A 24,362-nucleotide genomic window follows, 5' to 3' on the forward strand; every position below is an offset into this window, starting at 1 on the left:
CCTATCCCGGAACCGCAGCCGGCTTTTTCAGCCGCGCCAAGTCTGGTACCAGCGGGCCGGTTATTGGCAGGTATTGAGGCCGACATGCAGTTCATCGATCTTGGCGCGCAGCGCGAACGAATCCGCGACCGGCTGAAAGCCGCTATCGACCACGTCGTCGAAGATGGCCGCTACATCCTTGGCCCCCAGGTCGCCGAATTCGAGAAGAAGCTCGCTGCCTATGTCGGCGTCAAGCATGTGGTTGCCTGCGCCAACGGCACCGACGCACTGCTTTTGCCGCTGTTTGCCGCCGGCATCGGCCCAGGTGACGCGGTGTTCGTGCCGAGCTTTACCTTCGCCGCCACGGCGGAAGTGGTGGCGCTGGCCAAGGCCGAGCCGGTTTTCGTCGATGTCGATCCGAAGACCTACAACATCGACATCGCCAGCCTCGAGGCGGCGATCGCGGCCATCAAGAAGGAAGGCCGACTGAAGCCGAAGGCGATCATCCCCGTCGACCTGTTCGGTCTTGCCGCCGACTATGAGGCGATCATGGCCATCGCCAATCGCGAAGGCTTGTTGGTGATCGAGGATGCCGCCCAGTCGATGGGTGGCTCGCTCGAAGGCAGGATGTGCGGCGGATTCGGCAATGTCGGCTCGACCAGCTTCTATCCGGCCAAGCCGCTCGGCTGCTATGGCGACGGCGGCGCGATGTTCACCAATGATGACGCTCTGGCCGACGCGCTGCGTTCCTTCGCCTTCCACGGCAAGGGCGAGACGCAGTACGACAACATCCGCGTCGGCATCAATTCACGGCTCGACACGCTTCAGGCGGCGATCCTGATCGAGAAGCTCGCCATCCTTGAGGAAGAAATGGTGGCGCGGCAAGTGGTAGCCCAGCGTTACGCGGAAGGCCTCGGCGACATCGTCACCGCCGCCCGCAACCTGGATGGCAGCCGCTCGGCCTGGGCGCAATACGCGATCGAGACGCCGAAACGCGATGGCCTTAAGGCGCATCTGAGCGAAAAGGGCATCCCGTCCGTCGTCTACTATGTCAAGCCGCTGCATGAGCAGATCGCCTATCGGGACTACCCGCGCACGCCGACCGGTCTTGCGGTTTCGGAGGACCTGCCGAAACGCATCCTGTGCCTGCCGATGCACCCCTATCTCAGCGAGGCCGACCAGAACCGGATCATCGAAACGATCCGCAACTATATCGGCTCGAACTCGGCGCAGGCCGCAGCCGAATAGGCGCCGGATACCAGAGGCGACACCTCGCCGGCGTAGGCGGTCGCGCACTTCGCGCCCTTATTTTGAGAAGGTCGCCGCGCGTCTTGTGATCCGGTCATCCATTCCCGGGGGACCACGGAACGGCACTGCAATATGCAGATGCCCGCTGCGAAGACCAAGGTGCCCAGCACCCATGACAACCAGATCCGATGGTCGACCGACAGTTCGACAACAGCTATGATCAGGTAGCTGCTGGGCACGAAATGGCAGGAGCCGCTCAAACGGCCGATCATTCTTATGATCGCGCCCAGGAGCACCCCATACACAATGATGCCCAGCGCTCCCAACTCGTACCACAAATCGAATACGATATTGTGTGCGCTTGGGAGATCCGCCTGCGCGTAATATGTGGGATTCACCACGACCCCGACCGCGTTTCTCATCGTATCGGCGCCATGGCCGAGAACCGGCTGCTCCGCAATGTGGGGCGAGATCATCTGCCAAAGATCAAGTCGCGCGGCGAACGTTCCCGGATAGAAAACCAGCCAGCCCGTTGTTTTGAGGTAGGCAAACAGCGGCGAAACGACGAAAGGGGCAATCAGGGCAAGAGACAAATAGGCGGCGAAGAATCCGACCAAGGCGTGTTGGCGGTATTTGGCGGGCATGGCGAACATAGCCGCCACGAACACAATCGCCAGATTGATGCCGGTCGATTGGCCGTAGAGCAATGTCAGCACGGCAAAGAGAGCCGCAACCCCCTTCCAGACCAGCCTCGGCTGCACAAGAAATATGACGGCAAAAAAGCTCCGTAGACCGTGATCTTGTGGAGGGTGAAAACATTTTCCACAAATCTTGGATCTTCGGTCAAAAACGCAAAATACAGTTCCCAACCCATGACCGACACCAGGCCAATCAACATGCCGAATAGCGAGACCCGTGCCAGCCGGTCGCATTGAGCGTTCGGAAGCGCCAGAATGCACTCAAACAGCAGGATGGCGGCGGCCGAGTAGCCAAACACGTCCTTCGCCGCCATGACAGAGCGGCTCGCGTCGACCGACCACAGGGCGCTCGACAGGACAAAGCCGGACAAGAGAGCCAGGGCGACGGCCAGGCCTATCGTTGCCCTGCCAAAGCGTGCCCCCTTCGTCAAAAGGGTAAGAGCGCCCATGAGTGCCGCGACAAATGCCAGGGCCGTCGGAGACATTTCGATGAAGACGAAAAGGGCGGGAGAGAGGGCATAGAGGCCCAGCAACATCCTGAGGCCTAGTTCATCGCGACTGCTGGTCCATACCGGAAATCCGCCCAAAATGACGGCATGGCATTTCTGAAAAAAGGACATTCAACTACCGACTCAGGGAACGCCCCTACAGGATAGGCCATCTACGGGAGGTTTCCACCTCCACGTAAGATACGCCCTCCGGTTGCAGCGTTGCCGCTGGCAATGAAATGCGGATTGGCGAAGTCCTCGTCATCGGCCTGGTTGCGCTTGCCATAGGCCAAGGGCTTGCCGTCCAGCGTGCGCGTCGTGCCGCCGGCGGCGCGCAGCACCGCGTCACCCGCCGCGGTGTCCCATTCCATGGTGCGGCCAAAGCGCGGATAGACATCCGCCTCGCCATTGGCGAGGAGGCAGAATTTCAGCGACGAACCGACCGAGACGATCTCGGCGGCGCCAAGGTCGCGAATATAGGCTTCGGTTTCCGGCGTGTTGTGCGAGCGGCTGGCAACCACTGCCAGCGGCGACGCGGCCGTTCTCACCGAAATCGGCCGACGGGCGATGATCCGGTAATCGCCATCGATTTCGAGGACTTCCGCCCTGCCCGGCAGACCGGAAAAGAAGCGGCCGCCGCAGGGGGCGAAGACGACGCCAACTTCCGGCACGCCATGGCGGACAAGCGCGATATTGACGGTGAAGTCGGTGCGCCGGCTGACGAATTCTTTGGTGCCATCAAGCGGGTCAACAAGGAAGAAAGCCTCGCCAAGTTCGCCCGGCATGACACCGGCGGCCGCTTCCTCCTCGGCCACGCAGGGAATGTCGGGGAATTCCGTACGCAGGCCGGCAAGAATGATCTTCTCGCTCTCGCGGTCCGCCTCGGTCACCGGCGAGGAGTCCGATTTGCGGTCGACCGCGCAGCCGGCATGGAACACACGCATGACTTCGCGCCCGGCCGCCAGCGCCAGCCGCTCGAAGATTTCAAGCATCGACTTGTCGTCAGATGCCGCCGCCATTGTCATATTGGTCTTCGGCAATGTCACGCTCGTCCAGCCAGTGTTCCAGGGTGTCTACCATCTCTTCGGCCGACTTGCCGAGCGTCCTCAGATGGATCTCCGGTTTCTCCGGTGCTTCGTAAGGAGAATCGACACCGGTGAAATTCTTGATCTCGCCATTCAGCGCGCGAGCGTAAAGACCCTTCGGGTCACGCCTGGCGCATTCCTCGAAAGGCGTGTCGACAAACACCTCGATGAACTCGCCATCGGCCATCAATTCCCTGGCCATGCGCCGCTCGGCGCTGAATGGCGAAATGAAGGAGACGATGACGATCAGCCCGGCATCGGCCATCAGCTTGGCCACTTCGGCGACGCGGCGAATGTTCTCGACGCGATCGGCATCGGTGAATCCGAGGTCGCGGTTGAGACCGTGACGGACATTGTCGCCGTCGAGAATATAGGTATGGCGGCCTGTAGCGAACAGCTTCTTCTCCAACAGGTTGGCGATGGTGGACTTACCGGAGCCCGAAAGCCCCGTGAACCAGAACACGGCGGGCCGCTGGTTCTTCATGTCGGCGCGCACGCGCTTGCCGACATCGAGCGATTGCCAATGGATGTTTTCGGCGCGGCGCAGCGAGTGCACGATCATGCCTGCGCCAACCGTGGCGTTGCTGATGCGATCGATCAGGATAAAGGCGCCAGTGGTACGGTTCTCGCCAAACGGGTCGAAGGCAATCGGCGCCCGCGTCGAAATGTTGCAGATACCGACTTCATTCATCTCAAGCGACTTGGCCGCCTCATGGGCAAAGTCGTTGACGTTGATGCGGTATTTCAAGTCGGTGACGGTGGCGCTGGTCTGATCGGTCTCGGTGCGCAGGATATAGGAGCGGCCCGGCAGCAGCGCATGCTCGTCGAACCAGACGATGTTGGCGGCGAACTGGTCGGCGACCTGCGGCCGCGCGGCCGGCGAAACCAGCATGTTGCCCCTGGAAACCTCGACCTCGTCGTCAAGGACGAGCGTTATGGCCTGGCCGGCCACCGCCTGTTTGAGATCGCCGCCATAGGCGACGATGCGTTTGACATGCGAGGACTTGCCCGATTTGGCGACGACGACCTCGTCGCCTTGCGCAATGGTACCGGACGCGATGGTGCCGGCGAAGCCGCGAAAATCGAGATTGGGGCGATTGACGTACTGAACCGGAAAGCGGAACGGCAGCTCGACCGCGACTTCGTCGACCGAGACGGTTTCGAGATGCTCGATCAGTGTCGGGCCGGAATACCACTTCATGCTATCCGAGCGGCGGCTGACATTGTCGCCATAACGGGCCGACATCGGGATCGGCGCGATGGTCTGGAAACCGAGATCGCGTGAGAACTGCCGGTAATCCTCGACGATGCTGTCGAAAACCGCCTGGTCGAAATCGACGAGATCGATCTTGTTGACCGCCAGCACGATATGGCGAATGCCGAGCAGCGAGGCGATGATCGAATGGCGCCGGGTCTGGCGCAGCATCCCTTGCCGGGCATCGATCAGCACGATCGCCAGATCGGCGGTCGAGGCACCGGTCGCCATGTTGCGGGTATATTGTTCGTGGCCGGGCGTGTCGGCGACGATGAACTTGCGCTTCGGCGTGGCGAAGAAGCGGTAGGCGACGTCGATTGTGATGCCTTGCTCGCGCTCGGCCTCGAGGCCATCAACCAGCAGCGCGAAGTCGATGTCGTCGCCCGTCGTGCCATGCTTTCGCGAATCGCGTTCGAGCGCGGCGAGCTGGTCCTCGAAAATCTGCTTGGTGTCGGACAAAAGCCGACCGATCAACGTCGACTTGCCGTCGTCCACCGAACCGCAGGTCAGGAAGCGCAGCAGCGACTTCTTCTCTTGCGCCGCCAGATAGTCGCGGACGCCGTCCGTGGGAGCGAGGCTCTTTGCCATGATGTGGCGCATGGTCAGAAATACCCCTCGCGCTTCTTCTTCTCCATCGAACCGGCTTCATCGCGGTCGATCAGCCGACCCTGCCGTTCGGATGTGCGTGCCGTCAGCATCTCGCCAACGATGGCTTCGAGTGTGTCGGCGTCGGATTCGATGGCGCCGGTCAGCGGATAGCAGCCAAGCGTGCGGAACCGCACCAACCGGTCCTCCACGACCTCGCCCGGGAGCAGCTTCATGCGATCATCGTCCTTGAGGATCAACATGCCATTGCGTTCGACGACCGGCCGCCGCTTGGCGAAATAGAGCGGCACGATCGGAATGTTTTCCTGCAGAATGTACTGCCAGATGTCGAGCTCGGTCCAGTTTGACAAGGGGAAAACGCGGATCGATTCACTCTGCGCGATACGCGTGTTGAAAATCTTCCACATTTCGGGCCGCTGGTTCTTCGGATCCCACACATGCTGGGCATTGCGGAAAGAGAAGATGCGCTCCTTGGCGCGCGACTTTTCCTCGTCGCGACGGGCGCCTCCAAAGGCGGCATCGAAGCCGTATTTGTCGAGCGCTTGGCGCAACGCCACGGTCTTCATCACATGGGTGTGGGTGTTCGAACCGTGATCGAACGGATTGATGTTGTCGCGCACGCCGTCTTCGTTGACATGAACCAGAAGGTCGAAACCCAGTTTCTGCGCCATCTGATCGCGAAATGCGATCATCTCGCGAAATTTCCAGGTCGTATCGACGTGAAGGAAGGGGAATGGCGGCTTGGCCGGATAGAACGCCTTCATCGCCAGATGCATCAGCACCGACGAATCCTTGCCCACGGAATAGAGCATGACCGGCTTGGAGAAGGCAGCCGCGACCTCGCGGAATATGTGGATGGACTCGGCTTCAAGCCGCTGCAGATGCGTAAGCGCTGATGTCATGGACCGTGAGCGTTCTCTTGTGCCTTGCAACAGAAGATCCTGCGTCAAATCATCGAGCCTTGTGCGCCCGGTTCAAGCTTCGCTTCTGGACAAAGTGTTTCGTGCGGGCGTTCTAGCAGATCGTCACGGCCCAGAACAATGCAAGAGGCGCCCGGCAGCGGTCCGTTCGGGAATGAATTTTCCATGCTTGTGGCAAAACCCGGAAATTTCTGCTTGAACGGCCTCCGGCCGGGAAAAGGCAGGAAAAATATTGCCTGTGACCGCGCTGCGGGGGCGCTGCAGGGCTCAATGGCCCCCAACTGCCGGATTTCGGCGGCGATCGATCCGGCCGCACTATCGAAACAGCGACCCAGCCGCTATACGTTTTTCGAGAGTGGGCAAGTGCGTGATGGAGCATGGGCAATTTCGAGGCGAGCACATTCGGTTTCAGCAAACATGATGAGCGCGCATAAAATTTCTCGAGAATAGCAGGTCCGAAAATTGAACCGGCTTTCATCCATAAGGCAGCAGTTCACGCCTTCGCGGATCAATATCTACTTCTCCATTCTCTGCTTCTTTTCTCCCCCGGTCCTGGGATCCGTGGTCAGCTTCGTGTTCAATGGCGGTGGCCTGTGGTCCGTCCTGTTGATCGCCTTGAAGAGAAGACGCCTCAATGTCGACCGGGCGATGATGGCGCTGACGATCGCGATCTATGCCTATTGCGCAAGCAATGTCCTGGCGTCCCTGGTCAACCACGCGATCGTCACGGACGCGCGGCATCTTATTCCGCTGATCACCTTTCTGTTTTTTCCCATCTCCTATTCGACCTGGAGCATTACGCAAAAGACGACGCTCGTCCGCATCATTGTGCTGGCCAGCATGGCTGCCTGTTTTGGAGCGCTGCTGCTGGCGGTCTATCAGCAATATCGGCTTGGTATACGCGCCGAGGGCGGGGCCGGGAATGCGATCGTGTTCGCTGAGGTCCTCTGCCTTGCAGTGGTGACCTGCGTGGCCGCTGCCCTGTCTGGCATAGAGAGATACAGGATCGCCCCTATCTGCGCCGCGCTCGGCGGCACGATCGCCATCATCTACTCCGGTACCCGCATCGTCTGGCTGGCACTGTTGATTGCCGGCATCGCCGTTCTGCTGATCAACCAGCAGAAACTGAGAGGGAGAAGTGCCGTTCGCGTGCTTTTGCTGCTGGCCGCCATCGCAGCCACGATCGCGGTTTTCGGGTCCCACACGATAGCGGGGCGGGTCGCATTTCTGCACTCAGACTGGGATGCGCTGACCCATGGTGACCACACGACAGCTTTAGGATCGCGCGTCGCCCTTTGGGATATCGGGCTGAAAGCATTTCGGGAGATGCCATTTTTCGGACATGGCGTGGGTGCCACCCGGCTCTTGATCAAGCAGGGTTTTCAGGATCAGTTCGGGATGGATGAAGGTTTCAATCATTTCCACAACGGCTTCCTGACCGCCTTGGTGCAAGCGGGAATCCTGGGTGCGGTGACGCTGGCGGCGATCTTCGTGGTTGCCGCCAGAAATGCCGCCCGGGTCCTTCGCGACAGCACCGATCCGATCGAGCGGTTCGGCGCCACCATGATCGTCGCCCTCGTGATCACCTATCTGACCGCCGGAATGACGGGCATCCTGATCGGCCATGACATTCTGGACTCGGTCTTTATGATCTTCCTGGTGTCGGGAACATATCTTGCCTGTGGGCGCCGGGCTGCGTTGGTGGAAAGGCAAGCCCTTCCACCAGTGGTGGAAAGCCTGGCACCCCCGCCAGTCGTCCAGTAACCGGTCCGGGCAAGACAATGAAAGTCCTGGTTACGGGCGCGACGGGCTTCATCGGCCGCCAGATGGTCCATCGGCTTCGTCAGGCTGGTGTCGAGCTTCGCCTCGCCTCCCGCCAGCCGGAGAGACTTGATGCGGGGTCCGACGCCATGCTGATGCCGGCGTTCGATGCACCTGCCCCGGCTTTCCTGGCGCTGACCAGGGATGTTACGGATATCGTCCATTGCGCGGGTCTGAACAATGACCAGGGCAATGCCACCGAAGCCGACTTTCTGGCAGCCAATGCGCAATTGAGCGCACGGCTGGCGCATGCCGCCGCCACGCAGGCAAGCGGACGGTTCATCCATCTTTCCTCGATCCGGGCCGTGATCGGCGCGCGTGCCAGCGCAACGATCGACGAAGACACAGTCCCCGAACCGCAGGACGCCTATGGGCGCTCGAAACGCAAAGCAGAAATTGCCGTATTGGGCGCCTATGCCTCGCACGGCCGTGCCGACGCCGCCCTATTGCGGCTGCCTCCGGTCTACGGGATCGGCATGAAAGGAAACCTGGCGACACTGATGCGGCTCGCCGATACGGCTCTGCCGATGCCGACAGGCGCCCTGACGGCAAACCGCTCGCTGCTGTCATTGCAATCGGCGGCAGGGGCGGTGTGGCATCTGCTTTGCCATTCGCAGCCGCTTCGTCCGATCTATACCGCCAGCGACGTGCCGCCGGTTTCCGTCGCTGCCATCATCGGTGCCTTTCGCCGCGGTTTCGGGAGACCGACACGCCTGATGACAATGCCGGCCGGACCGATGCGGGCGGCCGCCATACTGCTCGGCAAGCGGACGTCCTGGGACAGCCTGACCGCGACCCAGATATGCGACCCTTCGCTCCTTGCCTCGGAAGGCTGGGCGCCTGAAACCGAGACATTGTCGCGGCTGACCGAGATGGCACGGCTCCGAGAGCCCCGGCTTCCTGTCTGACCCTGATCCAAGGACCGGTTTCTGCTTCCGGAGCATGGCCCGCTCAGCCTCGATAGAGTGTCCCAAACAGGATGCGAAGGTCGAGCCAGAACGATGCGGTCCTGAGATAGATGGCGTCGGTGTCGGCCAGAAGTCGCGGGTTCGACATGTCGATGCCCCTGATCTGCGCCAAGCCTGTCATTCCGGGCAGAGCCTGCAAAACCCCCAGCCGCCTGCGGCATTCGATCAGTTCCGTCTGGGTCGGCAGGCAGGGACGCGGCCCGACCAGGCTCATTTCGCCGCGCAGGACATTCCAGAGTTGCGGCAACTCGTCGAGCTTGAATTTCCGCAAGCGCTTTCCAACCGATGTCACGGCGCTCTCGGGGTTTCGTGCGAGGGCAACGATGGCGTTCCCTGGTACATCGTCCTTAATTTGTGGCAGCGAAAAAGCGCGCCTTCGCGGCCAATCCGCGTTTGGGAAAAAAACACCGGACCGGGCGATGATGCGCGGACGGCAAGAATGGCAAGCAACAGGATGGGAGAGGTTGCCACCAGCAGCACAGCCGCACCGGCGAGATCGAAGATTTTCTTGGCTGTCGTCATGAGTGGCCGATAGGGCTCCCTGCCAGGGCTTCACGCGGCAACCACGAGCGAAGCCGATCAATCCGGTCGGCGTAGCATGAGGTCGCCTTGCTGACCAAGCGCGCCAAGTGGTCTTACGACATTCAGATACGACCCAGCACAAAGGCGAGATAGAGCCCAAGGGTCCCGGCAAAAGTCTGTCGATAGACGCCGCTTTTGCGCAGCGCGCCCAGGCGTTGTAAAAGGCTGCCTTGCCGACCGTTCGCGAACAGGTCGAGGCGTGCCAGCGCGTCCTTCGTAAGGAGATCGCGATTGACGGCGAGGCCGGCAAGATTGAGATCGGTCCAGTCCGCGAACTGGCCCTTGAACAGGCGGCCGAGCCGCGAGATCCGTGCCTGCCACGATGCATTGGCGCCGACCAGATTTGCCGCATGCTGGCGGTAGCGTACCAATGGCCGCGGGTCGTAGCGGACGACACCGCCCGCACCGGTGACAATCAGATAGGCCCACCAATCGTGGCTGACGAAGCCGGTTCGGGTGGAGGCCCTGGCCAACAGATCGCGTGCGGCGCGGTTGAGCAGGATGGTGTTGCCGCCGGCAATGCTCTGCACGAGCGCGTTGCGGAAGGACGGCGGACGGCTGAACAGCGGCGAATGGCCGACCAGGCTTCCGGTCTCGGTCATGGTTGCGGTTCGCGAGCAGGACATCAGCGGTTGCGCCGCGTCAAATGCCTGCATCCAGCCAAGGGCGCTTTCCAGCCTGTCGGGCTCCCAGATATCGTCCTGATCGCTGAAGGCGTAGCAATCCGCATCGATGCGCGGGTCGAGGATCATCGACCGGAAATTGGCGGCAAAGCCCTGCCGCGGCCCTTCCACGAGATTTATCCGGCCCTTTGTCCAACGGGGCTTCCAGGCTTCGATGATGGCAACCGTGCCATCGACGGAGCCGTCGTCGGATATCCAAAGGTCGATCAGAGGATGCGACTGCGCGAGCAGCGACCGCAGCTGCTCGTCGATAAAGGCGGCGCCATCCTTCGTGCCCATCAGGACGGCAATGCGCAGATCTATCTTATCCACTGATGTCAAACGCCTTGCCGCGAGGAAACCGCTGCCCACTTTTGCTGGAATTGCTCATCTTTGCCTTCACGCAATTCCGGGCGGAAAACCGCTGCGCACTTTTCCTGGAATTGCTCGTCTCTTGTTTTCACGCAATTCCGGACGGAAAACCGCTGCGCACTTTTCCTGGAATTGCTTTAGCTCGCCTGCCCGGCCGTCTTCGGGACCGCGTCGTGCTGCGCGTTCGCCCTTGTCTTCGTCGTGCGGTCGAGATCGGCCAGGATGGTGAGCGAGGCTGCCTTGTCCTGGCTCTTTATGGATTGCTGCAGCGCTGCAAGCGCTGCCTGGACATCCGACCACTGCGCGACTTCGGTGCTCAGGCCAAAAATCTTGGCAATGCTGAGCTCGACCAATTCCTCGTCTTCGCCGTGAAGGGTCTCGTGAAGCTTTTCACCCGGCCGGATGCCCGTGAAGCGGATCGGGATGTCCGTATAGGGGCTTTTTCCCGACATGCGGATCATCGTTTCAGCCACTTCGAGGATCGGCACGGGCTTGCCCATGTCGAGCATGTAGACGGCGTAGTCCTGGCCGGCCGGGCGCGAGGCGGCATCGGCCGCCGACATGATGACGAGATCGACGGCTTCGGCGACCGTCATGAAATAGCGCGTCATGCGCCGGTCGGTAATGGTGACCGGCCCGCCGGCCTCGATCTGGGCCTGGAATATGGTCGCCACCGAGCCATTGCTGCCGAAGACGTTGCCGAAGCGCACCGCGATGAACTTGGTGGCGGGGCGGCGCCCGCCCGGTTCGCCGGCCGGTGTTCCATGCAAGGCGCTGACGATCTGTTCGGCGGCCCGCTTGGTCATGCCAAGCACGGACGTCGGATCGACGGCCTTGTCGCTCGAGACCATAACGAATTGCGCCACGCCGCAGCTGGCGGCGACCTCGGCGCAGACAAGCGTGCCGAAGACGTTGGTCTGGATGGCCGATTCCCAGTTCTCCTCCAGCAGCGGAACATGCTTCAACGCCGCGGCATGGAAGAGGATGTCGGGTTTGAACTCGGTGACGACGCGCGTCATCTGGCGCCTGTCGGCGACATCGACGATGCGGACCTTGAGGCGGTCATGGTGCTTCTCGTCGACATACTGGCTCAACTGGAAGATGCCGAATTCGGAATTGTCGGCGACCAGCACCGCGTCGGCGCCAAGCTCCAGCGACCGCTTGACCAGCGTTCGGCCGATGGAGCCGGCGCCTCCCGTGACCAGGACGCGCTTGCCGCCGACGAAGGCGCCGATGCGCTCGATGTCGGACGGCACCGTCGGGCGGCGCAGGATCGTCTCCATCTCGACGGCATCGAGAACGAGCTTTCCCTCCTGGCCCAGCCGCGAAAGTCCCGCGAATTGCACGACCCCGATGTCGCCGTGACGCGCGACGCGGACAAGCTCTGAATATTCCTCGATCTCATGCTCGGCGCCGCTGCCGAAGATCAGGAGATCGAGGCTCTTGGTGCCGGTCGCGTAGTCCTCCAGCACATCGATCAGGCGCGGCCGGGTCGCCACCACGGGGACCCCTTGGATGCGCGTGCCGAGCGGTGCGCCATGCTCGGTCGCCATGATGCCGACGATGGAATGGTCGGCGGGCTGCGCCGTGCGCGTGAAACGAATGATCAGGTCGGCCTCGCTCAGCCGCCCGACGAACAGGGCCTGTTTGGCGCGCGCCGTGTCGGCCTTGCCGCTCAGAACACCCCAGCTCGCGCCGTCGCGCAGGAAGCGGTAGAACAGCCGGGGCGCCGAGATGATGGTGAAGGAGACAAGCAGAAAGACGATGAACTGGCGCTCGTTGAGGCCCGCGACAGGCTGGAAGAAACGCACGACCAGCGAGACGGCGTAGAGCACGAATGTCAGGATCGCGCAGCTCTTCAGGATGTTGAAGAAATCAGGCGTCGAGGCGAAACGCCAGACCGTGGTGTAGAGGCCGCAATATCTGAACAGAAGATGGCTGATGAGAACGATGGCGACCCAAGTGACAAGGCCCTCCGCGGAGAGCGCGCCGAACGAAAGATCCGACCGCGACAGGACAAGGCTGAGCGCCACGGCGACCAGGACCATGACCACATCCTGGACCATGATGAAGGCGCGCCGCACCTGTGGCCTGAGCCCGAACACAGCTTCCAGGGAAGTATTCATTAGGCAGTACTAAACTCCAGGCTGTCGGCATGACCACCAGCAAAGTGTGAGCACGAGAATCATTCGTGACCGTCACACTTACAAGTAGCATTTCCGGCCCCCGCCTGCTGTATCGCATACTGCGGGCCGCGGGGCATAGCCAGATGTTTTTTTGGGATGGCATTCCCACGCAAGTCATTGTCTGTGTATTTGCCTACCGGATCGCAGAGAATGAGGAACGTGCACTGCGCGGGGTCGGGGTTGAGCACTAGGATGCACGCTGCTAAGGCAAGCCAAAGCCGCGTGTCGCAAACGGGATGAACGATGCCACCTAAAATTATCTGGATGCTGTGGCTGCAAGGCATCGAAACAGCGCCACAGATCGTGAAAGCATGTGTGAACTCTTGGCAGAGAATGAATCCCGGCTGGACGATCCAAATCCTGGCCAAAGGGAATTTGGCCGACTTTTTGCCCGATCTTAGCGATCCAAATTCGATCCTCTCCAGACCGCTTTCAGATGCGGCATATAGTGATATCGTGCGTATCGAGCTTCTATGCAGATATGGCGGAGTGTGGGTCGACGCTACCTGCTATTGTCTGCAGCCTCTCGATGAGTGGCTTGATAGCGTCATGTCAGAAGGTTTCTTTGCCTTCGAGCGGCCCGCCCCTTCCCGAATGCTATCTTCATGGTTTTTGGCTGCCAGCCAGTCCTCCTACCTTATTTATGAATGGCGCCGGTTGGTCCATCAACACTGGCAGAACCGAGCAGATGACCCGGACTATTTCTGGTTCCATCACCTATTCGGCCAAGCTTATCAAAATAGCAGAAAATTTCGCGTGTTGTGGGACCAAGTGCCGAAAATATCAGCGGGCGGCCCACATATATTCGCACCTTATGAGACGCGATTGCTTGGCGCGATGTCAGAAGAAGACAGAGAGATCGTATCTCTTGCCAAGATTCCGATCTTGAAGCTTACGCACAAAGTTGACCACAGTGCCGTTCGCGAAGGAAGCATCTACCAATTTCTTTGCAACTTCGGTCGGCACCCATCCGGCCGTTACATGCCACATCCGAGCGGCCGATATGCCACAGTCGCTGACACGGCGGCCAAAGTGCCGCCTATCCTTTTGTGCTGGTATGGATCGCTGAAAGACAATGGAACTATCGGCGACCTATTCGCAGTGCAGAGTGTTGCTGCCCGTATGAAGGCGTTGGGGTTGAATTTCAGGCATCTAACAGCGAGTACCGCGATTGAAATTTCCGGCGAAAGGGTGGCGCTAGACGAAATCGCCGAGGGCGACTACGCCACGTTGGTTTTTGTTTGCGGCCCGGTCATCAGAAATCATCCGATTGTGGAGACGATAATTCGTCGATTTCCGTCGATCAGAAAAATCGGGATCAGCATAAGCCTCTTTGACCGAGACCATATCAACTACGTGCAGCCGTTTGACGTCGTGTTGGCTAGGGAAGGAGGCGGTCGGCGCTTTGAGGACGTCGCCATTCTCGCGCCTTCGCGGGTCGCTCCAAAACGAGCGCGTGAACCAAATGAACCGCTTGTTGTCGGATTGGTGCTCCGCGGCGAGCAAGGTGAGTATGGACCCCAGAGCTCACTTCACGATCGCACTAGCGCTCTTACGGCTCGGGTGCTCGATAGCTTGGCCACAAAATATCAAGTGAGAACGCTTGAGATAGAACACCACTTGACCCGCTCTGGTCGCGCACCTTTCGAAATTGAGGCTCTATACTCGTCTTGCGATCTCGTGCTCACATCTCGTTTTCATGGCGCAGTTCTGGCGATGCGCAATGAGGTTCCCTTCATCGCGATCGATCAAATTCGTGGAGGTGGGAAGCTGACAAACCTCCTTTCCACCTCTGGATGGCCATTTGTCTATCGGATTGAGCACGCGAAGGAGGATGAAGTCACGGGCGCCGCCTTGAACCTCATTGAGGGGGGCAAACGTGACCTGCTTCTAGATGTTATCGAACACACCAAATCCAGAGCTGTCGAGACACTCAACGCTCTGGAAGTTCTGCTGACGACACCGCCACCTGCGGCGTTACGTCCAAGTTGGCGTAGCCGATTGCAGCAAGGTCTGGCTCGTTGGCGACACGGATGAGAATACCTTCGATAATTTTGTGAAGCATACGCAACTCGTCGTTGACCAAACCTCGCACACCGGCACTTGCAAGATATACTCCCGGCAACATGACACAGTTAAAGGTAAAACTTATTGTCATTTCAAAACCAGATCTGACGAATCTGGTTCTTTCTCCTTTTACTCTGTGCGTATCCGAGCCCGCCAACACTAAGCCTGTCACATTTTTGAACAGAAACTCAAAGCCGACCTCGCTTGCATCGGAAGAAAAATCCACGGTATATTCCAAGACATACCGCTTTCCCATCTGCAATACATTCACGCCCTCACCGCTGAGAGTCAGAACGCGAAGGTCTCGAATTCGGGCACCCCGTTCTTCGAGATAAACTGCGGACTTCGACTTGAGGTTGGGATCATGATAATCTGCATACTGGCTGACGGTGTCGGTCGGTTGGGCCTCGATCGGTAAAGCGACGATTGCATCGGAGGCTTCTGCGGCAGGCGGCTCTATAGCGGCGGCCCGTTTAAGATCAGGGGTGGTCGGCTTGTTCTCAAAATTGTCAGTAACTGCTGCCCTGGTGGCTGGCGAAACGGCACGGAGCGCCTTAATCCCGGTGCGAATTTCTGTCGCCACCTCCGTGCTGGCGCTGACCAACCGCTGATATTGCGCCACCACTGCTTTTGGCCGACCTTCAAGGATAAGTTCGCCTCCATCCATAAGCATCGCCCGCGTGCACAGCTGAACGATGGTCGACGCACCGTGACTGACAAAAAGAATGGTGCCGCCCTTGTCCTTGATTTGCTCGATGCGGGCGAAACATTTGCGCTGGAATGCCTCGTCGCCCACAGCGAGCGCCTCATCCACCACCAAGATGTCGGGATCAACATTGATTGCGGTGGCGAAGGCCAACCGTACATACATACCCGATGAATAAGTCTTCACCGGCTGATCGAGGAACGGACCGATGTCAGCGAAACGGGCTATGTCGTCGAAACGCCACTCCATTTCCTTGCGCGGTACGCCGAGGATCGAGGCGTTTAGGAAGACATTTTCGCGGCCGGTGAATTCGGGATTGAACCCAGCGCCAAGCTCCAGCAGGGCGGCGATGCGGCCATTGACCTCTACCGACCCGCTGGTTGCCTGCAGCGTGCCACAGATGATCTGCAGCAGCGTCGATTTGCCGGAGCCATTACGGCCGATGATACCGATAGTTTCGCCGCGTCCTATCTCAAAGGAGACTCCGGATAGGGCGGCGAAATCCCGGAAATAACGGCGTGGCGGACGCCCGATCAGGCGCTCCAGCCGCGGCACGAGCATCTGCTTGAAGCGATCCTCGGGGCGGTTGAACATAACGTAGTGTTTAGACACATCGCGCACGCGAATAGCGACGTCCGACGCACCGATCTTGTCAGAGGACATCTGCAAATCCCCGGCGTGTCTTTTGGAAAAACTGATAGCCGAGAAACGCGACCGCAATCGCCACGAGCAAATAGCTGCCAAGCGCCAACCAATCCGGCTCTATATCAAAAAGCACTACGTCGCGGAAACTCTCGACGGGAATCGCTAGCGGATTCAGTGAGAGCCATGGCTGTAGCCATATGGGCAGCGAGGTCCTCTGGAAGAATACCGGCGAGAGGAACATGGTTGCGGTCACAAGAGGCGCTACGATCTGGCTCATATCACGGAAATAGACGCCAATCGACGCCAATATCCAGGCGATGCCGAGAACCATGACGATCAGTGGCGCGAAAACCAATGGCGCCAAAACGACTGTAGCCGGAATATAGCCAAAAACGATAAACGCGAAGACCAGCAGCACCAGCAGACTGACTGCTGCATGAAACAACGCCGCGCCCGCAGAAACCAAAGGCAGGATCTGAATCGGAAACACGATCTTTTTGACGTAGTTGGCGTTAGCAACGATCAACCCGGGTGCCAGCGTGACCACTTCGGCAAAAAACTGGAAGACGATCAACCCGCAGAACAAGACGACCGCAAACTCACCCGTCGAATCCATTGCGCTCTGGTGATCGGGGTTATCCAGCGTGATTTCATCACCACGCCGAATACGAACGTGTATACAGCCAGCATAAACAGCGGATTGAGGAGCGACCACAGTAAACCGAGCGCAGAGCCACGATAGCGGCCGGCTATTTCGCGGCGAGTGAGTGTCAAGATCAGTGTCATGAGCCCACGTCATCTCTTCCTAGCAATTAGAAAAGTTCCCGAGGCCAGCTCAAATTGTTTATTCTCACTTAACTCTCGAACAAATGGTTCCTCCATGTCATTAACGTTGAAACTCATAAGTTCTTTTACGGTCATTCTTTCAAAAATCTCTTTTGTTTTAGGCGACAGACCGTTCGACCATGAATTAAAGAACCAACTCGCAACCCAGACAGGGTGAAAATAAAATGGCACCGTATGGCTTAAAACCTCCATGCCTGGATCAAAAAGGCTTTGAAGCCCGTCCTTCGTCATATTGTAGTAATGATGCGGATATCCGTGATATGGTTGCAGGAAAGGGACGTGAACGAACATTTCACCGCCGGGTTTAAGGACGCGCGTCATTTCACGTGCAGCCGCGAATGGATCCCGCACGTGCTCCAATACTGCGTTAGAGATCACGTAGTCGAAAGACTCGTCCTGGAAGGGTATCTTTTCCAATACAGCTAGAACATCAGTTGTTGCGTAGGGAACAATCTCAAGATTTACCACGTTCCCATAATATGCAGGCCTAAAACCTGCTCCGGCATCGAGAAATAACTTGTCACCATTTTTTTCGATTTTTTCCTTTATCAGATCGATATAGTCGTGCTGGGATATCGAATCCGTCGGCACAACTCCGGCCATCTTTGCGAGATCATCCGGCAAACAATTGAAGCCGCCGTTGGAGAGCCTTGGAGGCGGCTCGTCCCACTTAAGCAAGTTTATGATACGAGAAAGCTTCGATTTTCTCGCTTCAACAATTGCAACTGTCTGAACAATCCGACGACTTTCTGTGTGGCCAATAATCTTGAAATGGTATCGCCCACTCGTCAGGCGCCCCGCTTTAACTGCAACCGCAACATCCGGATTGGCCTGTAGATATCCATCCTCGTCAAAATTCTCAAATGTAGCCGGAATAGAGGTTTCGAACATTCTGTGGTGCCTCAACAAATGTGTTATAATACCGGTACGTCGTTATCGATCGACGAATATCCTCGGATATCCATCCCCCGCAGAAGAACACTGGAAGCTGCGAAACCTTGACTTCGTACCACTGAGCAAAACACTCTTTCGATCGCATGGGCGAGCGTCCCGTCCTGCTGACCATTTTCTGCCTCGAAAGCGAGACTCGTCTCCGGTATGCTCTTGAAAGCCGAGAGCGCTCGTGGCGCGAACCAGAACATCGACCCGGCAAAAAAGCCTAGTTCCATATTCGCCTGCGGGTCGAGACCAATCATCTCTTTGAGCAACTGATATACCGCGTCGCGGTTCGCACCCCAAAACTGGTCATTTGTCAGATAGTATCGGTGCGGGCCGACTATGCCGACTTCGCCCGACTTGATCAGATCCACGGATCTCAACGCTGTTAGCGAGTCGCCCGCAACGGATCGATATAAGCGATCCCTCCAAAGAGAGCCGTTGGTGCTGTAGGTACTTTTCTTGGAGTGGATCTTTAGAACAGCGTCATATCGATCAAGTGCGCCGCTTCGGTAAACCGAAATGAATGGACCGATATCCCGCCCCCGGTTCTCCGAACAATAAACCGTTACGCTCTCTGCCAAACTAGCAAAAACAGAAATAATCTCCCCGGTATCGCCTTCAAACGCAGTCGTAACATGCAGATCGAATGGCAATACAATATTCTGCAACAAGCGATAGATATCGGAAATCATATCGACGTAATGCAGATGTAAGATCACTGCAACGTTGACCTCCCCAGCCTTTGTCTGGCGCCACTTCGCTTGCTTGAACGACGGAATGGGCCCGCCATTCGACTTAAGGGCGGAAAGACTATCAGCTCCGCGGGCATAACTAAGGCGACTGCGATCAACCATTTCCTGGATGGCGCTAAGGCGCAGTGGCTCGCAAAGCTCGTCAATAAAGGAGAGATCGATTTGATGTGGATTGTCTCTCAATACTTCCAACTTCACGTAACCCAATTTGCGCGCCACACCCTCCGCCAGGTGGTGAACGGGATTGAATTTCTGCTCCAGAGAGCCGGCGTTGGAAGTAACAGCCGGTGCGGCCCCATAATCGTCCCCGCCGTCCGAGTTCCAATAGGCACCGACGTTCTCGGGCTGCTCCGCCCGAAGCAGAGTCGTGACGTCAGCGTTGTTTTGTTTCAGTCCGATGGATAGACCAAGCTCGAACCTCGCGATCGTATCAAATTTCGAGTTCGTTGGCTCTACACTGTTTAGAAATGCCCGGAACCAGGGCTGCCCTAGGATGCTTGACGCCAAAAGCACCAAATATGATTGCACATGCCAGGAGAATTGAAACGACTCGGTCGCACCAACGACGTCATGACTACCGCTCAGATCCAACATTCTGCTTAGGGTATTGCGGAAAGTATCGAGCGAGAGGATCGCAAAGCTGGAATTTACCAGCAAGGCACTTCCAATCTCCCATTTTTCCAACGCGAACGTCAGCCCGACTCGATAGCTGTAGAAATCATATCCAAAATTTGGACGAGCTATTATCGTAAGATTGGGAATCCCCTTCACCAACTCGGGATCGATTGTGCTGGTGGTAACCAAGACGGTACGATCGAAAGCTTCCGAAAGACAAACCAGCAGGTCTATGAAATTGGCTTCTACAGAAGCATTTGGATCGAAATGAGCTACAATAGCCACTTTATCCATGGTAGCTGCGCGCCTTCTGGTGCCAACGCCTGTAAACGTATCCAGCAGCGGAATGCAAGATAGGCCAGCGACGCAGGACGAGCGACGTTTTTACTGCCATTTGACTTGGAGGAGCGATAGCTGCGAGTGCCTCCTTCGGGACCGCCCCCTTCGAAGGTTCTTCATGCTCCGATTGCGCAACGATCTGATCAAACAAAAACGAGCGAGCGGCATCAATCCCGGCCGGCTCACTGCTGGCATTGAAATACTTCCCGCGAAGCGTCTCCTCCAGATACGAGAGCCCCCATCGCTGGTCAGGTTCCAGGTAGCAACCCTCGCCCCACTCATTCCACGCATTTATGAAGATAAAGCGGCTATCCGGATCAGAATGATCTTTCTTGGCTTGAAAACGAAGGAAACGAAGCCACTCGCCATAAAGCTTTGGAGTGGAATTAATAACTACAGTCGGATTGTTTTGTCGGCGAGCCGTATTATCCCAGCTTGGAATAATACCCCTAAACATAGAGAAGGAGGTTTTTGGACGATTTGCACTTTGAGCAATCATCTTACGGTAATCAACTATGCCGCCGGAGAAATTCGGATTGGTGATGGAAGGAAATTCGGAGGGGTGATTCTGGGGTCCGTTGAACTTATGGGGCGGAAATTCCACTAGAGAGTCAGCCCCGACTTCATTGGGTGTAGATATGTCGTAAAAATCTACCACGCTGATGTGGATGCCGGGAAACCCGTGGGCAACGGCGCGATCTCGCCATATCGAAAACCAACGCCGAGGATCTGGTATATCTTTCGCTCGATAGACTACTAACAGCGGCGATCCGTTTATCTTGATGTACCTGTGGTCGCTGAAATAGGTCAGCATTCCTTCGATGAACGATTCAGCGTCTCCCTCTGCATATTTCTGTTGGAGCAAGATGTCCTTTGTGTCGCCATCCCAAGCGCGCGTCCAATTCTCGTTCGCCCAGCACAGGCAAAATTTAAAATCGACATCACTCTTCAGGAACATATCGACGGGCTTTTCCAAAATCCTTCTTCCGCTAAACCAGTAATGATAAAACAAAACCCGTGCAGTCCATACAATTTTGCTATTTCTACCTGCTCCCCCATGGTCTCAGGATGGGTCAGGTCGTAGTACCCAAGCTCGCGGGGAATCTTTGGCTGATTGTGGCCGATAAAATTTGGGGTCGCGCGAGCAACATTTGCCCATTCGGTAAAACCAGGCCCCCACCATTCCGAATTCTCGTTTACCCGGTGGAACTGAGGAAGGTAGAACGCTATCAGCTTAGCTTCGTCATCAACGATGTTTACCACTTCCTGCTCTTCTGGATTCCTTGAAAAGGCCTGAAAAGACGGTGAATTGGAACTGGCGTCCGGCGCGAAACTAGACAATCTGTTAGACTGAGTTTCGAGCACCCATCCCCCTGCCTGGAAAGTCTCTATTTGGCCATTCTGATCATCAATGACGTTTTGAGCCGCCTGAAGCTTTTGCGATGTTTCCCTGACCAGTTCTTTCAATTGTTGCAATTCAGCCCGTTCAGACATCAACTGCTCGTCCTTTGCTCGAACTTCCGATGTCAGCTTGGCGATCTCGCCAACACACTGTTCAGCAAGTTGTTGTTGAGCAATTTTTCCTGATGTGACAGTCGAAGGCGCGCATCCATCTCAGGGAAGAACGCCTCGCCAAAAATTGGAGAGACGGCGTCGAATTCTATTTTGATCCGGTTGAGATTCTCGATCGCCTTCACCGCCATGCCATCAAATCTCAAGGCCGTTAGAGCGACATATGCCTCCTTCACCCAATCGACAACTCGCGGATCGGCTTCCAGCAAATCGGCGCTTGCCATGAAATGCTGATGATCTGTCGAAAATGCTCCGACAATAGCGTTTGCCAACGTGTCATTGGCCGTGGCCAGTCAATCTTGAAGGAATTGGTGATCCTTTCGATACCCTCGCGCCAATCTTCAAGCATGCTTTCGTAGGATAAAAAAATACGTGGCTGGCCCCGCGTTGCGTACTCAGCCTCGAGTTCATGACGCAACCAGAGAAGAGAACTAAACCCGGTCGTAAAGCCGTTCCGGTTGGCCAGCGAGGCTATTACGGCTAATGGATTGCGCTCGATCAGCACGTACCGCGCGTCGATGCGCATGCGCTTCAGGATTTCCGCGTAAAGCGGTACGAAACGCGAGATACGGGGCTCCTTGAGGACGAACAGCGGCGCACTGCCATATTCCTCGTCAATCAATCGGGCTATTTCGGCTTTGTAAAAACGCAGGCGCGCCGCGCCCAAATCGCTTGGATCAAAGGCGCGCCAATCATCCCAGCTACTTCCTGCCGCGGCCAACATCTGATCGTGCAGTTCGATAAGGCGCTCCGGCTCCCAATGCCCAGCCGGGTTCGAGGGATTGGCGCCAAGCATGTTTTTCGGCAGTTCGGCGCCGAGCAGGCTGATCGCCCTCGTCAGTGCGCTGGTGCCCGAACGGTGCATGCCGAGCACCATGATGCATGTGCGCTTCGTCGCGGGGTCTTTTGCAGCCGCCGGCTTCGCCTTGGCGCGGGCTTTTGCCGGCCGGCCTTCGGCCGGCTGCGGGCCCGGCGTCGCGCCTTGCAGATTTTCGGGTGATGGATGCTTGTTCATGCGCTCAATACTTGTCTCGTCTCGCCCGCCACCAGCCGGCGCACCACCTCTTCCGTCGACTCCCGCCAGTCCGGCGCCGTCCATGCGAACACGCCCGCGAATTTCGCGCTCGATAGCCGGGAATTGGCGGGGCGGCGCGCCTTGGTCGGGTAGTCCATCGTTGTGATATCCCGTACCCGCGCCCAGGGACCACCAGACTTCAAGCTTGTGTCGAGGATATGACGGGCAAAGCCGCTCCAGTTGGTCTCGCCCGTGCCGGCCAAATGATAGGTGCCGAACGCGGCGAGGTCCTTGTCGCGGTGCAGCATGGCGGCCGCATGCAGGATCGCGTCGGCGATATCGAGCGCCGACGTGGGATTTCCCCATTGATCTGATACCACCGAAATCTCGTCGCGGTCGGCGGCGAGCCTCAGCATGGTTTTCACGAAATTCTTTCCGAACGGGCTGTAGACCCAGGCGGTGCGCAGGATCACGTGGCGCGGATTGGCGGCCGCTACCGCTTGTTCGCCGGCGAGCTTGGAGGCACCGTAGACGCCGAGCGGCGCCGTCGAGTCGGTCTCGACATAGGCGTCGGCCTTGGTGCCGTCGAAGACATAGTCGGTCGAAAGATGGATGATTGGAACAGCGAGCCGCGCCGCGGCCTCGGCCACCTTGCCCGCACCCGTCGCGTTCACCGCGAAGGCCAGATCGGGCTCGTCCTCGGCCTGATCGACGGCCGTGTAAGCGGCGGCCGACACGACGATGTCAGGCTTGGCGGCGGTGATGGCGGTGATTACGGTATCGGGCCTTGTCAGGTCGAGTTCCGGGCGACCTATGGCGACGACCTCGATGCCCGCGCGCGCCTGGCCGGCCTCGAGCAGGCTTGCCGCGACCTGGCCGTCGCGTCCGGTGACGAGGAGCCTCACGCGCCCACCCTGCGCGCTTCGCCCAGTCTTTCGCCGGCATAGCGCTGTTCGCGGATCGGCCCCCACCACCATTTGTTGTCGAGGAACCAGTCCACGGTTCTGGCAAGGCCGCTGTCGAAATTCTCCCTGGGCGTCCAGCCAAGTTCGCGGCTTATCTTGGTGGCGTCGATGGCATAGCGGCGGTCGTGGCCGGGACGGTCGGTGACGAAGGAGATCAGCTCGCGATAGCGCTTGCCGCCGGCGCGCGGACGCCTGGTGTCGAGCAGGTCGCAGATCGTCTCGACGACGGCGAGGTTGGTGCGTTCCGAATTGCCGCCGACATTGTAGCTCTCGCCAGGATGCCCCTTGGTGGCGACGAGTTCCAGGGCACGCGCGTGATCCTCGACGAACAGCCAGTCGCGCACATTGGCGCCGGCGCCGTAGACCGGCAGCGGCTTTTCATCGAGCGCGTTGAGGATGACGAGCGGGATCAGCTTTTCGGGGAAATGATAGGGGCCGTAATTGTTGGAGCAGTTGGAAAGCACGACCGGCAGGCCGTAGGTCTCGTGCCAGGCGCGCACCAGATGGTCTGAAGCCGCTTTGGAAGCGGAATAGGGCGAGGACGGCGCGTAGGGCGTCTCCTCGACGAACATGCCGCCGTCGAAAGGCAGGTCGCCGAACACCTCGTCGGTGGAGACGTGATGGAAGCGGAAGCGGTTTTTCCTGTCGTCGGACAGGCCGCGCCAGTATTCGAGCGAGGCATTGAGGATCTTGTAGGTGCCGACGATGTTGGTTTCGATGAAGGCGCCCGGTCCATCGATCGAGCGGTCGACATGGCTTTCGGCGGCAAGGTTCATGACAATGTCGATATCGTCGCGGCGCAGTATGTCGAGCACCGCCCTTTCGTCACAGATATCGGCCTGGGCGAAGCTGTAATTGTGGGCATTCTCGATCGGCCGCAGCGAGGCCAGGTTGCCGGCATAGGTCAGCTTGTCGAGATTGGTGACCCGGTAGGCCGGATTGGCGCACAGATGCCGGCATACCGCCGAACCGATGAAGCCGGCACCGCCCGTCACCAGAAAATTCATCCCGCCGTCCTTATGCACCACATG

The 24,362-nt window shown here is 58.2% G+C and carries 20 protein-coding genes and 2 pseudogenes; 4 read left to right on the forward strand and 18 right to left on the reverse strand.

Annotated elements, in window-relative coordinates; genetic code table 11:
• The first annotated feature begins 84 nt into the window (after positions 1-84).
• The gene (locus tag EJ077_RS21935; protein WP_208696188.1) at positions 85-1,227 is read left to right on the forward strand and encodes a DegT/DnrJ/EryC1/StrS family aminotransferase; all 1,143 of its coding nucleotides are present in this window, start codon (positions 85-87) and stop codon (positions 1,225-1,227) included.
• Here the strand turns inward: EJ077_RS21935 and EJ077_RS21940 are convergent.
• The 5 genes from EJ077_RS21940 to cysD are packed head-to-tail and all read right to left on the reverse strand — an operon-like array spanning position 1,188 to position 6,261.
• Positions 1,188-1,943 (reverse strand): O-antigen ligase family protein, encoded by a 756-nt coding sequence (locus EJ077_RS21940; RefSeq protein WP_208696190.1) that lies wholly within the window; start codon positions 1,941-1,943, stop codon positions 1,188-1,190. The genes EJ077_RS21935 and EJ077_RS21940 overlap by 40 nt on opposite strands.
• Positions 1,937-2,545, reverse strand: coding sequence for a hypothetical protein (locus EJ077_RS21945; protein WP_208696192.1), 609 nt, complete (start codon positions 2,543-2,545; stop codon positions 1,937-1,939). Before EJ077_RS21945 ends, EJ077_RS21940 begins: the two co-directional genes overlap by 7 nt.
• A gap of 41 nt (positions 2,546-2,586) precedes the next feature.
• Complete coding sequence (gene cysQ, locus EJ077_RS21950) at positions 2,587-3,405, reverse strand: 3'(2'),5'-bisphosphate nucleotidase CysQ (RefSeq protein ID WP_208703085.1); 819 nt, start codon at positions 3,403-3,405, stop codon at positions 2,587-2,589.
• Between the two features lie 10 nt (positions 3,406-3,415).
• Positions 3,416-5,353 carry a sulfate adenylyltransferase subunit CysN gene (gene cysN, locus EJ077_RS21955; protein ID WP_208696194.1) on the reverse strand — a complete coding sequence of 646 codons (1,938 nt, stop codon included), beginning with the start codon at positions 5,351-5,353 and terminating at the stop codon, positions 3,416-3,418.
• A 2-nt stretch (positions 5,354-5,355) separates the two neighbouring features.
• Positions 5,356-6,261 carry a sulfate adenylyltransferase subunit CysD gene (gene cysD, locus EJ077_RS21960; protein WP_208696196.1) on the reverse strand — a complete coding sequence of 302 codons (906 nt, stop codon included), beginning with the start codon at positions 6,259-6,261 and terminating at the stop codon, positions 5,356-5,358.
• 480 nt (positions 6,262-6,741) lie between these two features.
• On the opposite strand from cysD, the gene EJ077_RS21965 reads away from it, so the two are divergent.
• Positions 6,742-8,043 (forward strand): O-antigen ligase family protein, encoded by a 1,302-nt coding sequence (locus tag EJ077_RS21965; RefSeq protein ID WP_208696198.1) that lies wholly within the window; start codon positions 6,742-6,744, stop codon positions 8,041-8,043.
• A 17-nt stretch (positions 8,044-8,060) separates the two neighbouring features.
• Positions 8,061-9,008 carry an NAD-dependent epimerase/dehydratase family protein gene (locus tag EJ077_RS21970; RefSeq protein WP_208696200.1) on the forward strand — a complete coding sequence of 316 codons (948 nt, stop codon included), beginning with the start codon at positions 8,061-8,063 and terminating at the stop codon, positions 9,006-9,008.
• A gap of 43 nt (positions 9,009-9,051) precedes the next feature.
• On the opposite strand, the pseudogene EJ077_RS21975 reads toward EJ077_RS21970, so the two are convergent.
• The 3 genes and pseudogenes from EJ077_RS21975 to EJ077_RS21985 all read right to left on the reverse strand — a co-directional run bounded on the left by EJ077_RS21975 (position 9,052) and on the right by EJ077_RS21985 (position 12,810).
• A pseudogene (locus tag EJ077_RS21975) lies at positions 9,052-9,590 on the reverse strand (sugar transferase).
• 122 nt (positions 9,591-9,712) lie between these two features.
• Entirely contained in the window at positions 9,713-10,645 is a 933-nt protein-coding gene (locus EJ077_RS21980; protein ID WP_208696202.1) for a glycosyltransferase family 2 protein, read from the reverse strand.
• A gap of 176 nt (positions 10,646-10,821) precedes the next feature.
• Entirely contained in the window at positions 10,822-12,810 is a 1,989-nt protein-coding gene (locus EJ077_RS21985) for a UDP-N-acetylglucosamine 4,6-dehydratase (protein ID WP_245458506.1), read from the reverse strand.
• A 303-nt stretch (positions 12,811-13,113) separates the two neighbouring features.
• On the opposite strand from EJ077_RS21985, the gene EJ077_RS21990 reads away from it, so the two are divergent.
• On the forward strand, positions 13,114-14,907 hold the full coding sequence (locus EJ077_RS21990; protein ID WP_208696204.1) for a capsular polysaccharide synthesis protein: 1,794 nt from the start codon (positions 13,114-13,116) through the stop codon (positions 14,905-14,907).
• On the opposite strand, the gene EJ077_RS21995 is transcribed toward EJ077_RS21990, so the two are convergent.
• From EJ077_RS21995 to rfbB, 10 genes and pseudogenes are all read right to left on the reverse strand, one after another.
• Positions 14,804-16,306: an ABC transporter ATP-binding protein gene (locus EJ077_RS21995; protein ID WP_208696206.1), complete on the reverse strand. Its 1,503-nt coding sequence runs from the start codon at positions 16,304-16,306 to the stop codon at positions 14,804-14,806. The genes EJ077_RS21990 and EJ077_RS21995 overlap by 104 nt on opposite strands.
• Entirely contained in the window at positions 16,296-16,904 is a 609-nt protein-coding gene (locus EJ077_RS22000; RefSeq protein WP_210212131.1) for an ABC transporter permease, read from the reverse strand. Before EJ077_RS22000 ends, EJ077_RS21995 begins: the two co-directional genes overlap by 11 nt.
• Positions 16,859-17,074, reverse strand: a complete 216-nt coding sequence (locus tag EJ077_RS32885; protein WP_416859530.1) for an ABC transporter permease — start codon at positions 17,072-17,074, stop codon at positions 16,859-16,861. Before EJ077_RS32885 ends, EJ077_RS22000 begins: the two co-directional genes overlap by 46 nt.
• A 9-nt stretch (positions 17,075-17,083) precedes the next feature.
• Positions 17,084-18,025, reverse strand: a complete 942-nt coding sequence (locus tag EJ077_RS22005) for a methyltransferase domain-containing protein (protein WP_208696208.1) — start codon at positions 18,023-18,025, stop codon at positions 17,084-17,086.
• A 23-nt stretch (positions 18,026-18,048) separates the two neighbouring features.
• Positions 18,049-19,734 carry a rhamnan synthesis F family protein gene (locus tag EJ077_RS22010; RefSeq protein ID WP_208696210.1) on the reverse strand — a complete coding sequence of 562 codons (1,686 nt, stop codon included), beginning with the start codon at positions 19,732-19,734 and terminating at the stop codon, positions 18,049-18,051.
• Positions 19,727-21,273 (reverse strand): annotated as a pseudogene (locus EJ077_RS22015) (glycoside hydrolase family 99-like domain-containing protein). Before EJ077_RS22015 ends, EJ077_RS22010 begins: the two are co-directional and overlap by 8 nt.
• 32 nt (positions 21,274-21,305) lie before the next feature.
• Positions 21,306-21,575 carry a hypothetical protein gene (locus EJ077_RS22020; RefSeq protein ID WP_208696212.1) on the reverse strand — a complete coding sequence of 90 codons (270 nt, stop codon included), beginning with the start codon at positions 21,573-21,575 and terminating at the stop codon, positions 21,306-21,308.
• A complete protein-coding gene (locus EJ077_RS22025; RefSeq protein ID WP_208696214.1) occupies positions 21,524-22,366 on the reverse strand; it encodes a sulfotransferase family protein in 843 nt (280 codons plus the stop codon). The genes EJ077_RS22020 and EJ077_RS22025 overlap by 52 nt, the downstream gene beginning before the upstream one ends.
• Positions 22,363-23,271 (reverse strand): dTDP-4-dehydrorhamnose reductase, encoded by a 909-nt coding sequence (gene rfbD, locus EJ077_RS22030; RefSeq protein WP_208696216.1) that lies wholly within the window; start codon positions 23,269-23,271, stop codon positions 22,363-22,365. Before rfbD ends, EJ077_RS22025 begins: the two co-directional genes overlap by 4 nt.
• Complete coding sequence (gene rfbB, locus EJ077_RS22035) at positions 23,268-24,338, reverse strand: dTDP-glucose 4,6-dehydratase (protein WP_208703087.1); 1,071 nt, start codon at positions 24,336-24,338, stop codon at positions 23,268-23,270. Before rfbB ends, rfbD begins: the two co-directional genes overlap by 4 nt.
• Between the last annotated feature and the right edge of the window lie 24 nt (positions 24,339-24,362).

This window comes from Mesorhizobium sp. M8A.F.Ca.ET.057.01.1.1, from assembly GCF_003952565.1.
In the GTDB taxonomy this organism is placed as follows: Bacteria; Pseudomonadota; Alphaproteobacteria; order Rhizobiales; family Rhizobiaceae; genus Mesorhizobium.

What these genes read in the sequence shown, in the direction of transcription:
- EJ077_RS32885 (WP_416859530.1), bottom strand. Translation starts at nt 17,074, where the DNA reads ATGACACTGATCTTGACACTCACTCGCCGCGAAATAGCCGGCCGCTAT.
- EJ077_RS21970 (WP_208696200.1), top strand. Translation starts at nt 8,061, where the DNA reads ATGAAAGTCCTGGTTACGGGCGCGACGGGCTTCATCGGCCGCCAGATG.
- EJ077_RS21945 (WP_208696192.1), bottom strand. Translation starts at nt 2,545, where the DNA reads ATGTCCTTTTTTCAGAAATGCCATGCCGTCATTTTGGGCGGATTTCCG.
- EJ077_RS21990 (WP_208696204.1), top strand. Translation starts at nt 13,114, where the DNA reads ATGCCACCTAAAATTATCTGGATGCTGTGGCTGCAAGGCATCGAAACA.
- cysN (WP_208696194.1), bottom strand. Translation starts at nt 5,353, where the DNA reads ATGCGCCACATCATGGCAAAGAGCCTCGCTCCCACGGACGGCGTCCGC.
- cysD (WP_208696196.1), bottom strand. Translation starts at nt 6,261, where the DNA reads ATGACATCAGCGCTTACGCATCTGCAGCGGCTTGAAGCCGAGTCCATC.
- EJ077_RS22010 (WP_208696210.1), bottom strand. Translation starts at nt 19,734, where the DNA reads ATGGATAAAGTGGCTATTGTAGCTCATTTCGATCCAAATGCTTCTGTA.
- rfbB (WP_208703087.1), bottom strand. Translation starts at nt 24,338, where the DNA reads ATGAATTTTCTGGTGACGGGCGGTGCCGGCTTCATCGGTTCGGCGGTA.
- EJ077_RS21985 (WP_245458506.1), bottom strand. Translation starts at nt 12,810, where the DNA reads ATGAATACTTCCCTGGAAGCTGTGTTCGGGCTCAGGCCACAGGTGCGG.
- EJ077_RS21935 (WP_208696188.1), top strand. Translation starts at nt 85, where the DNA reads ATGCAGTTCATCGATCTTGGCGCGCAGCGCGAACGAATCCGCGACCGG.
- cysQ (WP_208703085.1), bottom strand. Translation starts at nt 3,405, where the DNA reads ATGCTTGAAATCTTCGAGCGGCTGGCGCTGGCGGCCGGGCGCGAAGTC.
- EJ077_RS22025 (WP_208696214.1), bottom strand. Translation starts at nt 22,366, where the DNA reads ATGAACAAGCATCCATCACCCGAAAATCTGCAAGGCGCGACGCCGGGC.
- EJ077_RS22000 (WP_210212131.1), bottom strand. Translation starts at nt 16,904, where the DNA reads ATGGATTCGACGGGTGAGTTTGCGGTCGTCTTGTTCTGCGGGTTGATC.
- EJ077_RS22020 (WP_208696212.1), bottom strand. Translation starts at nt 21,575, where the DNA reads ATGGCAAGCGCCGATTTGCTGGAAGCCGATCCGCGAGTTGTCGATTGG.
- EJ077_RS21995 (WP_208696206.1), bottom strand. Translation starts at nt 16,306, where the DNA reads ATGTCCTCTGACAAGATCGGTGCGTCGGACGTCGCTATTCGCGTGCGC.
- EJ077_RS22005 (WP_208696208.1), bottom strand. Translation starts at nt 18,025, where the DNA reads ATGTTCGAAACCTCTATTCCGGCTACATTTGAGAATTTTGACGAGGAT.